The 13,419-nt window shown below is 69.0% G+C and carries 12 protein-coding genes and 2 tRNA genes; 12 read left to right on the top strand and 2 right to left on the bottom strand.

Annotated elements, in window-relative coordinates:
- The first annotated feature begins 77 nt into the window (after positions 1-77).
- The 8 genes from ACVFI9_RS09590 (at position 78) to ACVFI9_RS09625 (ending at position 6,995) form a co-directional block, all read left to right on the top strand.
- On the top strand, positions 78-1,166 hold the full coding sequence (locus ACVFI9_RS09590; protein WP_474766061.1) for an ABC transporter permease: 1,089 nt from the start codon (positions 78-80) through the stop codon (positions 1,164-1,166).
- A gap of 1 nt (position 1,167) precedes the next feature.
- Positions 1,168-2,241, top strand: coding sequence for an ABC transporter permease (locus ACVFI9_RS09595; protein ID WP_474766062.1), 1,074 nt, complete (start codon positions 1,168-1,170; stop codon positions 2,239-2,241).
- Entirely contained in the window at positions 2,238-3,926 is a 1,689-nt protein-coding gene (locus ACVFI9_RS09600) for a dipeptide ABC transporter ATP-binding protein (RefSeq protein WP_474766063.1), read from the top strand. Before ACVFI9_RS09595 ends, ACVFI9_RS09600 begins: the two co-directional genes overlap by 4 nt.
- The gene (locus ACVFI9_RS09605) at positions 3,926-4,783 is read left to right on the top strand and encodes an ATP-binding cassette domain-containing protein (RefSeq protein ID WP_474766064.1); all 858 of its coding nucleotides are present in this window, start codon (positions 3,926-3,928) and stop codon (positions 4,781-4,783) included. The genes ACVFI9_RS09600 and ACVFI9_RS09605 overlap by 1 nt, the downstream gene beginning before the upstream one ends.
- A gap of 35 nt (positions 4,784-4,818) precedes the next feature.
- Positions 4,819-5,790 (top strand): NAD(P)-dependent oxidoreductase, encoded by a 972-nt coding sequence (locus ACVFI9_RS09610; RefSeq protein WP_474766065.1) that lies wholly within the window; start codon positions 4,819-4,821, stop codon positions 5,788-5,790.
- Between the two features lie 93 nt (positions 5,791-5,883).
- A tRNA-Asn gene (locus ACVFI9_RS09615) sits at positions 5,884-5,959 on the top strand.
- Positions 5,959-6,693 carry an AzlC family ABC transporter permease gene (locus ACVFI9_RS09620; protein WP_474766066.1) on the top strand — a complete coding sequence of 245 codons (735 nt, stop codon included), beginning with the start codon at positions 5,959-5,961 and terminating at the stop codon, positions 6,691-6,693. The genes ACVFI9_RS09615 and ACVFI9_RS09620 overlap by 1 nt, the downstream gene beginning before the upstream one ends.
- Positions 6,690-6,995: an AzlD domain-containing protein gene (locus ACVFI9_RS09625; RefSeq protein WP_474766068.1), complete on the top strand. Its 306-nt coding sequence runs from the start codon at positions 6,690-6,692 to the stop codon at positions 6,993-6,995. The genes ACVFI9_RS09620 and ACVFI9_RS09625 overlap by 4 nt, the downstream gene beginning before the upstream one ends.
- A gap of 52 nt (positions 6,996-7,047) precedes the next feature.
- Here the strand turns inward: ACVFI9_RS09625 and def are convergent, their stop codons facing one another.
- On the bottom strand, positions 7,048-7,614 hold the full coding sequence (gene def, locus ACVFI9_RS09630) for a peptide deformylase (RefSeq protein ID WP_474766070.1): 567 nt from the start codon (positions 7,612-7,614) through the stop codon (positions 7,048-7,050).
- Positions 7,615-7,654: 40 nt separating this feature from the next.
- Here def and ACVFI9_RS09635 point away from each other — a divergent pair, with 40 nt between their 5' ends.
- The 4 genes from ACVFI9_RS09635 (at position 7,655) to ACVFI9_RS09650 (ending at position 11,405) form a co-directional block, all read left to right on the top strand.
- A complete protein-coding gene (locus ACVFI9_RS09635; RefSeq protein WP_474766071.1) occupies positions 7,655-8,572 on the top strand; it encodes a DMT family transporter in 918 nt (305 codons plus the stop codon).
- A gap of 148 nt (positions 8,573-8,720) precedes the next feature.
- Positions 8,721-9,977, top strand: a complete 1,257-nt coding sequence (locus ACVFI9_RS09640; RefSeq protein WP_474766073.1) for a glycosyltransferase — start codon at positions 8,721-8,723, stop codon at positions 9,975-9,977.
- Between the two features lie 10 nt (positions 9,978-9,987).
- Positions 9,988-10,061: transfer RNA gene (locus ACVFI9_RS09645), tRNA-Ile, on the top strand.
- A gap of 114 nt (positions 10,062-10,175) precedes the next feature.
- The gene (locus ACVFI9_RS09650) at positions 10,176-11,405 is read left to right on the top strand and encodes an IS481 family transposase (protein WP_474765100.1); all 1,230 of its coding nucleotides are present in this window, start codon (positions 10,176-10,178) and stop codon (positions 11,403-11,405) included.
- 309 nt (positions 11,406-11,714) lie between these two features.
- On the opposite strand, the gene ACVFI9_RS09655 is transcribed toward ACVFI9_RS09650, so the two are convergent.
- Entirely contained in the window at positions 11,715-12,938 is a 1,224-nt protein-coding gene (locus ACVFI9_RS09655; RefSeq protein ID WP_474762828.1) for an IS256 family transposase, read from the bottom strand.
- Positions 12,939-13,419 lie beyond the last annotated feature (481 nt).

Consider the following 13,419-nt stretch of genomic DNA (forward strand, 5'->3'; position numbering starts at 1 on the left):
TTCTTCTACGCAAGGAACGGGTGGCCCGCTCAACCGAGCGGGCCACCCGCATTCGAGCCTCACCCGATTGGCGACCATTGACCTCAACGACGACGCCCGCCACCGGCGCGCCACCCATCACCAGACGACCCACGAAGTCGCAGGGCGGCGGCCTCGGTCGTTACATCCTCGTCCGCGCACTGCTCATCATCCCGACGGTGTTCATCCTCGTCACGCTCGTGTTCGTGCTGATGCGCACCACGGGCGACCCCATCACGGCGTCGCTCGGCGGTCGGCTGACGGCTGACCAGCTCGCCGAGCGCATCTCCGCGGCCGGCTACGACCGCCCGCTCATCGTGCAGTACCTCGAGTACCTCGGGCAGATCTTCACCGGCAACTTCGGCACCACGATCAGCGACAACCGCCCGGTCACCGAGATCCTCGTGACCTACGGGCTGGCGACCCTCGAGCTGGTGTTCTACTCGCTCATCGTCGCCTTCATCATCGGCATTCCGCTCGGCATGGTCGCGGCGTACTACCGCGACAAGGGTCAGGATGCCGGACTCCGCGTCTTCGCGATCCTCGCCTACGCCACCCCCGTCTTCTTCGCGGGCCTCCTGCTGAAGCTCATCTTCGCGGTCTGGCTGAAGGTGCTGCCCGTCGCGGGGCGCGCGTCGACCGGTGCGCAGATCCAGATGGAGGTCCTGCCCAACAAGACCGGCATCTACACGATCGACGCCATCCTGACGGGCGATCCCGCGGTCCTCGGCGACGTGCTCGCGCATGCCGTGCTTCCGGCCATCGCCCTCGGCATGCTGACGGCGGGCGTCTTCCTCCGCCTCGTGCGCACCAACGTGATCGGCACGTTGTCCACCGACTACGTCGACGCCGCTCGCTCGCGCGGCGTGAGCGAGTACCGGCTCGTGCGCAAGCACGCCTACCGGCCGGCGCTCATCCCGATCATCACCGTGATCGGCCTGCAGATCGCGCTGCTCCTCGGCGGTGCGGTGCTCACCGAGACAACATTCGAATGGAAGGGACTCGGCTTCCAGCTCGCGGAGTACCTCCAGGCCCGCGACTTCGTCGCCGTGCAGGGCATCGTCGCCCTGCTCGCCGTCATCGTCGCACTCACCAACTTCATCGTCGACATCATCGCGGCGCTCATCGACCCGAGGGTGAGGTACTGACATGACGACCGATACCGCCATGCGCCCCCCGAAGCGGCTCCTCCGCGACCGCATCCCGGTCGTGCACCAGCTCCGCCAGAGCGTGGGACTCCAGCGCGGCATGCTCATCGCGGGCCTCGCGCTCACGGCGTTCTTCATCCTCATCGCGATCTTCGCGCCGTTGATCGCGCCGTACGGGTTCGCCCAGCTGCGCGCCGACGGGCAGTCGTTCGGCAGCCAGCAGCCGCCGTCGGCCGAGCACCCGTTCGGCACCACGGTCGGCGGCTACGACGTGCTGTCGCGCGTGATCTGGGGCGCCCAGACCGCGCTCCTCGTGATCATCATCGCGGTGCTCCTGTCGATCTTCGCGGGCGTGTTCCTCGGCCTCGTCTCGGGGTACTTCGGCGGCTGGCTCGACCGGGTGCTCGTGGTCATCGCCGACGCCATCTACGCCTTCCCGTCGCTCCTGCTCGCGATCGTCATGTCCATCGTGATCTCGGGCGGCCAGTCCAACCTGTGGGGCGGCGTCCTCGCGGCGGCGATCTCGATCACGGTGGTGTTCATCCCGCAGTACTTCCGGGTCATCCGGGCCGAGACCGTGCGTATCAAGGCCGAGGCGTTCGTCGAGTCCGCCAAGGTGCTGGGCGCGTCGAACGGACGCATCATGTTCCGACATGTGCTCCGCAACGCGACGCGCACCCTGCCGCTCATCTTCACGCTCAACTCCTCCGAGGCGATCCTCACGCTCGCCGGCCTCGGCTTCCTCGGCTTCGGCATCGAGCCGACGGCCGCGTCCGAGTGGGGCTACGACCTGAACAAGGCGCTGTCGGATGTCTCGAGCGGCATCTGGTGGACGGCGCTCTACCCGGGTCTCGCGATCGTGCTCGTGGTGCTCGGCATCACGCTCGTCGGCGAGAGCCTCAACGACCTGGCCGACCCGCGCCTGCGCGGTCGCCGACGCGTGGCCCAGGCGTCGGGCCTGGTCGCCGAGACCTCCGTCGTGCCGGGCGGCACGCTCACGGCCGGTCCAGGGGGGCTCGCGGGCCTCGAAGACGGGGAGACGTTCGATGAGCACGGAATCGAGGTCAATCGATGAGCACGGTGGTCAGCATCGAAGGGCTCGGTGTCTCGTTCTCGACGGATGCCGGGGCGGTCAAGGCCGTCGACGGCGTCTCGCTCTCGGTCGAACGCGGCGAGGTCCTCGCCATCGTCGGCGAGTCGGGCAGCGGCAAGACCGTCACGGCGAAGACCATCCTCGGCCTCCTGCCCGAGACGGCGACGTCCAGCGGTGCGGTGCTCCTCTCGAACAAGGCGGGCACGTCGACCCACGACGTGGTCTCGATCCCGAAGAAGGAGCTGCGCAGCATCCGGGGCACGGATGTCGCGATGGTCTTCCAGGAGCCGTCGACGGCACTGAATCCCGTCTACACGGTCGGCTGGCAGATCGCCGAGGGCCTGCGAGCCCACTCCGACCTGTCGGCGAAGGAGGCGCGGGCGAAGGCGATCGAGATCCTCGGACGCGTCGGCATCCCCGACCCCGAGCATCGCGTCGACCACTACCCGCACCAGTTCTCGGGCGGGCAGAAGCAGCGTGTCGTCATCGCGATGGCGCTCGTGCTCGACCCCGGCCTCATCGTCGCCGATGAACCGACGACCGCCCTCGACGTCACGGTGCAGGCCGAGATCCTCGACCTGCTCCGGCGATGCCGCGACGAGTTCGGCATGGGCATCGTGCTCATCACGCACAACATGGGCGTCGTCGCCGACCTCGCCGACCGGGTCGCGGTGATGTATCAGGGCAAGGTCGTCGAGGAGGCGGATGCCACGGCGCTCTTCGCCGAACCGAAGGCCGAGTACACGAAGGCCCTGCTCGCGGCCGTTCCGTACGTCGGCACCGGCCGGGCGAGCGCCGTCGCGCGCGCTGAGGCCCGCGCCGCGGACTGGAAGACCCAGGCTCCCGTGGTCGAGGCATCCGGTCTCGAGATCGTCTACCCTGGCCGGTTCGGGCGTCCCGGCTTCCGTGCCGTCGACGGGGTCGACCTCGTGATCCGGCCCGGCGAGGTGCTCGGACTCGTGGGCGAGTCGGGTTCGGGCAAGACGACGATCGGCCGTGCGATCGCCGGGCTCACCAAGGTCACGGGTGGATCGCTGAAGGTGCTCGGCCACGAGATGAACGGGATCCGCGAGCGCGAGTTCCGTCCGGCCCGCAGCCGCATCGGCTTCGTCTTCCAGGACCCCGCGTCGAGCTTCAACCCGCTGCTCACCATCGCCGATGCGGTGGCGGAACCGCTCGTCATCCACGGCCGCGCCGCGAATCCGGCCGCCGCGCGGGCCCGGGTCGACGAGCTCCTCGAGGCGGTGCAGTTGCCGCGCGCCTACGGCGATCGCTTCCCGCACGAGCTGAGCGGTGGCCAGCGCCAGCGCGCGAGCCTCGCCCGTGCACTCGCCCTCGAACCCGAGCTGCTGATCGCCGACGAGCCCACGTCGGCGCTCGACGTGTCGGTGCAGGCGCGCGTGCTCGAACTGTTCGCCGAGATCCAGCGGGAGTTCGGGTTCGCGTCGCTGTTCATCAGCCACGACCTCGCCGTGGTCGACCTCCTGGCCGATCGCATCGCGGTGCTCTATCGCGGCGAGCTCGTCGAGGAGGGGACGGGCGCCGAGGTGCTCGGCGCGCCCAAGGACCCGTACACGCAGCGCCTGCTCGCCTCGCTCCCGGTGCCCGACCCGGTCGCCCAGGCCGAACGTCGAGAGGAACTGCGCCGGCTCCGGGAGGCGAGCTGATGCGGAGTGCCGCCCACGGCTTCCCGATCGTGCTCAGCGATCTGTCGCTCGAGTATCCGCCGCACGGGGCGAGCCCCGCGCACGTCGCGCTCCGCGGCGTGACGCTCACGATCGCGCCGGGCGAGGTGCTCGGGCTCCTCGGCAGTGCCGGCAGCGGCAAGAGCACGCTCGCGAAGGTGCTCGCGGGGGTCGCGCTCGACCCCCGCGAGGCCGAGGTCAACCCGGTGATCACGGGCGGCGAGGCGACCGTGCTGGGTCATCGGCTCCGCGGCCTCCCGCGCCGCAAGCTGCCCGAGTACCGGTTCCACGTCGGCTACCTCGCCCAAGACGCCGCGGCGACGCTGCCCGCCGACCTGACGGTCGCCGAGCTCGTGGGGGAGCCCATCCTCGAACGCGATCGTCGTTACAACCGTCGTGCCCTCGAGACGCGCGTGGCGACGATGGTCGACGCAGTGCGATTGCCGCTCGGATACCTCGACAAGTTCCCCTACGAGCTGAGCGGCGGCCAGCGCCAACGCGTCGCGCTCGCCCGGTCGCTCGTGCTCGGTCCGTCGGTGCTCATCGCCGACGAGCCGACCGCGGGCATCGACCTCACCGTGCGCGACGTTGTGGCCCAGTTGATCGTCGAGCTTCGCGAGCAGCACACGTTCACGGCGCTCATCATCAGCCACGACCTTCCGGTGCTGCGTCGCACGGCCGATCGCATCGCCGTGCTCGATCGCGGTGAGCTGGCCGCGCTCGGCACGATCGAGGAGGTCTTCCACGACCCCGAGCATCCGTACGTGATGGCCCTCGCTGGCGCGCTCGACGACGGGCACGCGATCATCGACGAACTCGGCGACGGTCCACCGCGGTGACGGATGCCGCCACGCCCCACGCTCAGCATCGGGCCGTGACGGGCGCGGTCACCGGCTCCACCGACGCTCCGACGCCCGTCCCGTCGGGCCCCGTGGCGGTCCTGCCCGACGGCGACCCCGCCGTGGTGGCGGCGGTGCACGAAGCGGGCGGTCTCGTGCGGCCGCTCGATGCGTCCACGCGGGGGATCGTGTGGACGGCGGCATCCGGTGCCGACCGGCTCGGTGCGATCCTCGACGAGCATCCCGGCATCGCCTGGGTGCAGCTGCCGTGGGCCGGCGTCGACGCGTTCGCGTCGCTGCTTGACCGCCACCGGGGCGACGGACGGATCTGGACGAGCGCGAAAGGCGCGTATGCGCAGCCCGTCGCCGAGCACGCGCTCATGCTCGCACTGGCGTTGTTGCGTGAGCTTCCGCGTCGCGTCGCGGCCACGACCTGGGAGGCCGACGAACGGGGGCGAAGCCTCTACGGCGCCGAGGTCCTGATCCTCGGTGCGGGCGGCATCGCGGTCGAGCTGCTGCGCCTGCTGGCGCCGTTCGGGGTCCGGGCCACGGTCGTGCGCCGGCGGGCGGAGGCCGTCGAGGGCGCCCTGCGCACGCTGCCCGCGTCGGCGCTCGCCGAGTCGCTCGATCGCGCCGAGGTGGTGTTCGTCGCGGCCGCCCTGACCAGCGCGTCACGTGGCATCCTCGGTGCCGCCGAGTTCGCCAGGATGCCGCAGGGCGCGGTGCTCGTGAACGTCGCGCGCGGCGGCCTCGTCGACACCGATGCGCTCGCCGACGCCCTGCGGTCGGGTCATCTCGGCGGGGCCGGCCTCGACGTGACCGATCCGGAGCCGCTGCCCGAGGGGCATCCGCTCTGGTCCATTCCAGGATGCATCATCACCCCCCACGTGGCCGACACCGAGGCCATGACGGTGCCGCTCTTCGTCGAACGCGTGCGGCGGAACATCGTCGCGTTCCTCGGCGACGGGCGCTTCGAGGGCCGGGTCGACCTCGAAGCGGGCTACTGACGTGGATGCGCGATCACGAGCCCGATCACGAGGTCGCCTCGAATTGGGAGACCGCGCCACCCTTTGCTAGAGTGGCTCTGCTGAAACACGCGATCCTCCATAGCTCAATTGGCAGAGCAATCGGCTGTTAACCGATAGGTTCTTGGTTCGAGTCCAAGTGGGGGAGCCATGAACCTCCCCGCGCCATCCGGCGGCACGCCGGCAGCTGGGGCGTCACCGACCGCGACACGCAGCGCGCTCCGCGACAGCCTCGCGGTCGGCATCGCGACCGCCGCCTACGGCATCTCGTTCGGCGCCCTCGCGGTGGCGGCCGGGCTCGACGTGTGGCAGACGTGCTTCCTCAGCCTGGTGATGTTCACGGGCGGATCGCAGTTCGCGCTCGTCGGCGTGCTCGCCGGTGGTGGCGTGGCTGCAGGAGGATCGGCGATCGCCACGGCGGCGCTCCTCGGCATCCGGAACGTGATCTACGGCATGCGGATGAAGCCCGTGGTCGACCACGGCGGACCGCTGCAACGGGTGGCCGCGGCGTGGATCACGATCGACGAGTCGACCGCCGTGGCGCTCGCGCAGACCGAGGACCGCGCGGCCCGTGTCGGGTTCTGGATGACCGGCATCGTGATCTTCGTGGGCTGGAACCTCACGACCCTGGCCGGAGCCCTCATCGGCGACGCGCTCGGCGACACTCGCGCATGGGGGCTCGACGCGGCCGCGGCGGCCGCGTTCCTCGGGCTGCTCTGGCCGCGTCTCAAGCGATTCCAAGCCGGCGCCGTCGCCGTCGGTGCCGCGCTCGTCGCGACCATCGCGACCCCCGTGCTCATGCCAGGCCTGCCGGTGCTCGTCGCCGCGCTCGTGGCGTTCCTCGTCGGCTGGTTCGACCTCTTCTCGAGGCGGCGGCAGGCATGACGACCTGGCACATCATCCTCATCGCCTCGGCGGCGACGCTCGCGCTGAAGCTCGGCGGCTACCTCGTACCGGCGGGCCTCCTCGAGCGAGAGCGCCCTGCGCGCATCGCCGACCTGCTCACGGTTTCGCTCCTCGCGGCACTCATCGCCGTGCAGACGCTCGGCGCCGGACAGGACATCGTGCTCGACGCGCGCGTGCCCGCGGTCGTGGTGGCGGCCGCGCTGTTCGCGTTGCGGGTGCCGTTCCTCGTCGTCGTCATCGCGGCGGCGCTGGTGGCGGCCGGCATCCGGGCGTTCAGCTGAGGCATCCGCGGGTCTCGAGACGGCGCTGCGCCTACTCGACGACCCGGGGCACTCAGTCCTCGAGGTGATCGACGCCCGGCATCCACGAGGCCCCCGGCTTGCCCCAGCCGAGCTTCTTCGTGATCTTCGCCACGATCCGCTGGTCGCGCTCGCCCAGACGATCGATGTAGAGCGTGCCGTCGAGGTGGTCGTACTCGTGCTGGAAGATGCGTGCGAGCCATCCCGCTGCCGTGATCTCGAACGGTTCGCCGTCGAGGTCGGTGGCCCGGAGGATCGCGTGCTCCGCCCTGCGGAGACCGAAGCGCTCACCGGGGAAGCTCAGGCAGCCCTCGGACTCGCCGTCGGGGTCGGGTTCGCCGGCCGGGGTCGGCGAGATCCACAACTCGGGATTGATCGCCACGCCACGCCATCGGGTGCCGGTCTCGTCGACCCAGCCGTAGGTGAACAGCCGCAGCGGCACGCCGACCTGCGGTGCGGCGAGACCGACGCCCGGCGCGGCATCCATCGTCTCGAACATGTCACGCACCAGGGTGCGGACGTCGTCGTCGATGGACTCGACGGGGAGTGCGGGGGAGTGGAGCACCGGGTCGCCGGAGATGCGGATGGGGAGCACGGCCATTCGCCAAGGATATCGACGGGTGAGCGGGTAGGGTCGTTGCGTGGATCCCGACCTGACCGACTTCACCGAGCAGATCGCGCTCGACCCCAGACAGTTCATCGGGATCCCACTCGCCCTCATCGGGGCGGTGTTCCTCTCGCTGGGGGCGCAGTTCCAGCACCGGGGCGTCGTCAAGGTCGAGTCGAACACGGTCGACACGCTCGGCAAGGGGCTGAACGTCAGGCAACTCTCGCTGCTGCTCGCGCGACCGTCGTGGGTCATCGGCACGCTCATGCTCGGCCTCGCCATCGTCTTCCAGCTGGGGTCGCTGTACTTCGCGCCGATCATCGTCGTGCAGCCGCTCGGTGCCATCGCCCTCGTGATCACGTCGATCCTGAACTCCCGCGTCAGCCACGTGAAGCTCAATCGCAAGTCGATCATCTCGATCTTCATGTGCGTCGGCGGGGTGTTCCTCTTCGTCGGCGTCGCCGCGTTCACGGCCGTCGACCGACCGGTCACCGACACGCACCTCATCACGATCCTGATCATCCTGGCCGTCGTGCTCACCCTCGCGGCGATCACGTTCGGGATGCTCCGGCACCGCATTCGCGCGATCTTCTACGTGATCATGGCGGGCGTGCTCTACGGCTTCGTCGCGACCCTCGCGAAGGTCGTGCTGGGTCGCCTGCAACAGGGCGAGTTCGAATGGCTCACCCTGCTCTGCGTCATCGGCCTGCTCCTCGCGACCGCACTCGGCGCCTACTTCGTGCAGAACGCCTACGCGACGGGCCCGCCCGACCTCGTGATCGCCGGACTCACGGTCGTGGATCCGATGGTCGCCGTCGTCATCGGCATCGTGGTGCTCGGCGAGGCGTCGCAGGCGCCCCTGTGGGCGAACTTCGTGTTCGTCATCGCGGGCGCGATCGCCGTGTGGGGCGTGTTCATGCTCGCCCGGAACCACCCGCAGACCCGGCTCTGACCGGGATGGACGACATGCGTTCACAGGGAGGCGGAAGCGGTCCCGCGTAGACTAGGGTCGGATGCAGCCTGCGCGCGCCGAATCCCCGGGCCGTGCATCCCACGAGGCCGATCGCCTCGATCCGACGAATGTGAGGAACACGACCACTGTGTCTGACACACCTGGTGCGACACCCCCGGCCGGCACCGACCGCTCAGAGACGGAACGTCCGCTCAGGATCCTGATCGGAGCCGACACGTTCGCCCCCGACGTGAACGGGGCCGCTCGCTTCGCCGAGCGCCTCGCCGCAGGCCTCGTCGAGCGGGGTCACGAGGTGCACGTGATGGCACCGGCTGCAAGCCGTAAGCACGGCACATGGAAAGAGGTGCACGAGGGCCAGGAGGTCACCGCGCACCGCCTCTACTCGTGGCGCTGGTACCCGCACGACTGGCTGCGGTTCGCCCTTCCGTGGCGCATCAAGCAGAACAGCGCGCGCGTGATCGACGAGGTGAAGCCCGACGTCGTGCACTTCCAGTCGCACATCGTCGTGGGTCGTGGGCTCTCGATCGAAGCCCAGCGCCGCGGCATCCGCATCATCGGCACCAATCACTTCATGCCCGAGAACATGCTCGAGTTCACCCTGCTGCCGAAGGCGTGGCAGGAGTGGGCCGTCGGCCTCGCGTGGAAGGCGGCGCGACGCACCTTCGGGCGAGCCGAGGCCGTGACCACCCCGACCCGCAAGGCCGCGCAGTTCCTCGAACGGCACACGGGTCTTTCGGGCGTGCACGCCATCTCGTGCGGCATCGACGCGCACAAGTACTCCCCGTCGTGGGAGCCGCGCACCGAGAACCGCATCCTCTTCGTCGGCCGGGTGACCGGTGAGAAGCACATCGACGTGCTGCTTCGTGCCGTGACCCTGCTGCCCGCCGAGCTCGACGCCAAGGTCGAGATCGTCGGCGGCGGCGACCAGAAGCGCAACCTCGAGCACCTTGCCGCCGAGCTCGGCATCGCCGACCGGGTTCGGTTCACCGGCTACGTCACCGACGACGAGCTGCGCGACGCGTACCACCGTGCTTCGGTGCTCGCGATGCCCTCCATCGCCGAGCTGCAGAGCATCGTGACCATGGAGGCGATGGCCTCGGCACTGCCCGTGGTCGCCGCGAACGCCATGGCGCTGCCGCACCTCGTGCACGACGGCGAGAACGGGTACCTCTTCGAGCCGGGCAGCCCCGACGACCTCGCCGCCAAGCTGCGCACGGTGCTCGAGGCTTCGCCGGATGACTACCGCGCGCTCAAGGAGGGGTCGATCCGCCTCATCGCGGCGCACGACATCCAGCGCACGATCGCCACATTCGAGAGCCTGTATCGTGGAAAGCCGGTGACCGATCCGGTCACCGAGATCGCGCCGGCGGCACTCCCCGAGTGAACCTGCGCGCGGGGCGGTAGCTCAGCAGGTCAGAGCAGTGGACTCATAATCCATCGGTCACGGGTTCAAGTCCCGTCCGCCCTACGAACAGCCTGTGTTACTTCGCCTGATTGGTGCCATTCGGCATTCGGGTGAGTGGTGACAGTGTTCCGGTTGATGGGTTACACCGGTTTCGGTTGATGGGTGACACTCCCGAGTATGCGGGAGTTGAGCGTGTCAGAGCAGCGGTATCAGGCCGTGCTCGCCGTGATCAAGGACGGTGAGACGGTGGTGTCGGTCGCGGCCCGGTTCGGGGTGTCGCGGAAGACCGTGCATCAGTGGTTGTCCCGGTATGAGGCGGATGGGCTCGAGGGGCTGGCGGATCGTTCGCATCGTCCGAGGTCGTCGCCGTTGCAGATGCCCGCGGTTGTCGAGGTCGCGCTCGTGGATCTGCGGCGGCGGCATCCGTCGTGGGGGCCGCGGCGGCTGGTCTACGAGCTGCGCCGGGCTGGGGTGGAGCCGGTGCCGAGTGAGTCAGCGGCGTATCGGGCGTTGCTGCGTTTCGGGTTGATCGATCCGGCAGCGAGGCGACCGCGGGATCGGAAGTGGAAGCGGTGGGAACGGGGCCGGGCGATGGAGCTGTGGCAGATGGACGTGGTCGGCGGGTTCGTGCTCGCGGATGGGCGCCGGGCGAAGGCGTTGAGCGGGATCGATGATCATTCGAGGTTCTGTGTCTCGGCGTTCCTGATGCTGCGGGAGAATGCGGGCAGTGTCGCTGAGGGCCTCCGCGTCGCCCTGGAACGGCATGGACTGCCGGGTCAGGTGCTCACCGACAACGGGAAGGTGTTCACGGGCCGGTTCAACCAACCGCCGGTGGAGATGCTGTTCGATCGGATCCTGCGTGAGCACGGCGTGGAGCATCTGCTGACCCAGCCGCGGTCGCCGACGACAACGGGGAAGGTCGAGCGGTTCCATCGAGCGCTGCGGACCGAGTTCCGCACCGATCGGGTGTTCGCCTCGCTGGCGATCGCGCAGGCCGAGCTGGATGCCTGGGTTGCGGACTACAACCATCGTCGACCGCATCAAGCGATCGGGATGGTACCGCCGGCGACACGGTTCCTTGCCGCGGCGACCCAGCCGTTGCCGATTCGGCCGACCGCGGACACCGCACGGCCGGCAGCTGCTCGCGGGGATGGGGACTGGGTCGCCCGGCGTGCGAACGCGGTCGGGGTGATCACCGTGAACTGGCAGCAGATCGTGCTCGGCAAGGCAGCCGCGGGCCGGGACGTGGACGTGTGGGTCACGGACGAGGTCGTGCAGGTCTATGACGGCGACCAGCTGCTGCGCACCCAGTTGCGGCGCGGCAGCGGTCAGGTCCGCAATAAGCGTCCCTCCGTTCCCGGAGGACGATCTACAGTGAAGACGAGTGTCACCCATCACCCGGAGTAGATGTGTCACCCATCAACCGAAGACGAACAGCCCTACGAACAGCCCTACGAACAGCCCTACAAGGCCTGATCAGTGCCGGCTTCGCTGCCTTTGGGCGCCCTGTTCGCGGGGCTCATCGATGGCTTTGGGTATGCCGAGACGGTTCGGTGGAGATCGAGTCGGGGTCCCCGTGGGATCGATCGACCTCGGGTAGAGATTCGGGCGTGGCGACCGCCGAGCTCGCGAGATTCGAGTCCTTCCGTGTCGACTTGGGTGGCGTCCCGCTGGTTGGTGGAGTTTCTCGACACCGTGCGGGTCAGCTGTGGTTGATTATGCCGCGGTCAGTTCCGGGATGGCCACCTCCTCGGCTTCGACGTTGAGGAGCTTCATGGAGTGTTCGCTGAAGTAGCGGCGGTCGGCGCCGTCCCATTCGTCGTGCTGCTCGATCAGGACGTGCCCGGCCAGTCGCAGCAGCGCGGCCGGGTTCGGGAACGTGCCGACGACGTCGGTGCGGCGTTTGATCTCCTTGTTCACCCGTTCCAGCGGGTTCGTGGACCAGACCTGCCTCCAATGCTGCTGTGGGAATCCGGTGAAGGCGAGCAGGTCGTCGCGGGCGTCTTCGAGCATCTCGGCGACCTTGGGATGCGACCGGGTGAGCATCCGGACGACCTCGTCGAACTGGGCGTGCACGTGCTCGGGGTCGGGTTGGGCGAAGATCGTGCGGATGATCGACGCGACCATGGGCCCGGCGGTCTTCGGCACGTTCGCGAGCACGTTGCGCATGAAGTGCACCCGGCACCGCTGCCAGGACGCGCCCTGTAGCACGGTGCCGATCGCGGCGATCAGACCGGTGTGCGCGTCGCTGATCACCAGTTGCACCCCGCCCAGCCCACGCGCCTTCAAGGAGCGCAGGAACGTGGTCCAGAACGGTTGCGACTCGGTGTCACCGACCTCGAACCCGAGCACCTCACGCCGCCCATCCTGTGCGACCCCGACCGCGACCACGACCGCTTGGGACACCACCCGACGGCCGACCCTCGCCTTGCAGTACGTCGCGTCGAGGAACACGTACGGGTAGGCGGTGTCAGCGAGGGGCCGGTCCCGGAACGCGGCGACGTCCTCGTCCAGGTTCGCGCAGATCCTCGACACCTCGGACTTGCTGATCCCGGTGTCGGCGCCGAGCGCCTTGACCAGGTCGTCCACCTTGCGCGTGCTGACGCCGTGCACGTACGCCTCCATCACGACCGCGAACAACGCCTGATCGACCCGGCGGCGCCGTTCCAGCAGCGACGGGAAGAACGACCCCTGGCGCAGCTTCGGTACCCGCAGCTCGAGTTCCCCGGCGGTAGTGGTCAACGCCCTGGGCCGGGTGCCGTTGCGCTGGGCGGTGCGGGTGTCGGTGCGTTCGTACGGGGCGGCGCCGATGAACGCGGCCGCTTCCGCGTCGATCAACTCCTGGTACAGGGTCTCGGTCGCGACCCGGATCCGGTCCGAGACATCGGTGAGCTTGAGTTCCCCGAGCAGCTCGAGGAGGGCAGACTGGTCAAGAGCCATCGTGCGTATGTGTCCTTCCGTGAGATTCCTAGACAGTTCTCACTGACCATCGCACGATGGCTCGCCTACGTCCACGACGCCGGCGACCCCGCCGAAAACCCCACCACCCCAGGGGACGCCACCTCGACTCGTCTCGAGCGAAGAAGGGGTGAGGTCACGTCATGACTCTTCTCGTCGCTAGGTCCGCCACGATTCATGTTGGGGCGCGATGAGCACAGCGATTCTCGAGATCGCAAGGCACGACGGTTCGGTCGAACGGGTCCGGATCGACGAGGAAGCGACGCTCGTGATCGGACGCGCGGTGAGCGTGGACATCAGGATCCACGACCCTGGAAACGGCAGGCCGTAGATGTCGGACTCGCCGGACGGTGGATCGCTCGAAGCCGGGGTTGGCGTCGCCCCTTCTGCCCCGGCCGCCCCGCCTGTCTCGCCGGGGACCGCACCGGGCGCACCCGGCGCACTCGGTAACGCGGGACCGCCG

The sequence above is a fragment of the Agromyces sp. NSFZ genome (assembly GCF_056156205.1).

Coding starts and splice junctions, on each gene's coding strand:
- ACVFI9_RS09595 (WP_474766062.1), top strand. CDS start 1,168: ATGACGACCGATACCGCCATGCGCCCCCCGAAGCGGCTCCTCCGCGAC.
- ACVFI9_RS09600 (WP_474766063.1), top strand. CDS start 2,238: ATGAGCACGGTGGTCAGCATCGAAGGGCTCGGTGTCTCGTTCTCGACG.
- ACVFI9_RS09605 (WP_474766064.1), top strand. CDS start 3,926: ATGCGGAGTGCCGCCCACGGCTTCCCGATCGTGCTCAGCGATCTGTCG.
- ACVFI9_RS09620 (WP_474766066.1), top strand. CDS start 5,959: ATGAACCTCCCCGCGCCATCCGGCGGCACGCCGGCAGCTGGGGCGTCA.
- ACVFI9_RS09625 (WP_474766068.1), top strand. CDS start 6,690: ATGACGACCTGGCACATCATCCTCATCGCCTCGGCGGCGACGCTCGCG.
- def (WP_474766070.1), bottom strand. CDS start 7,614: ATGGCCGTGCTCCCCATCCGCATCTCCGGCGACCCGGTGCTCCACTCC.
- ACVFI9_RS09650 (WP_474765100.1), top strand. CDS start 10,176: ATGCGGGAGTTGAGCGTGTCAGAGCAGCGGTATCAGGCCGTGCTCGCC.
- ACVFI9_RS09655 (WP_474762828.1), bottom strand. CDS start 12,938: ATGGCTCTTGACCAGTCTGCCCTCCTCGAGCTGCTCGGGGAACTCAAG.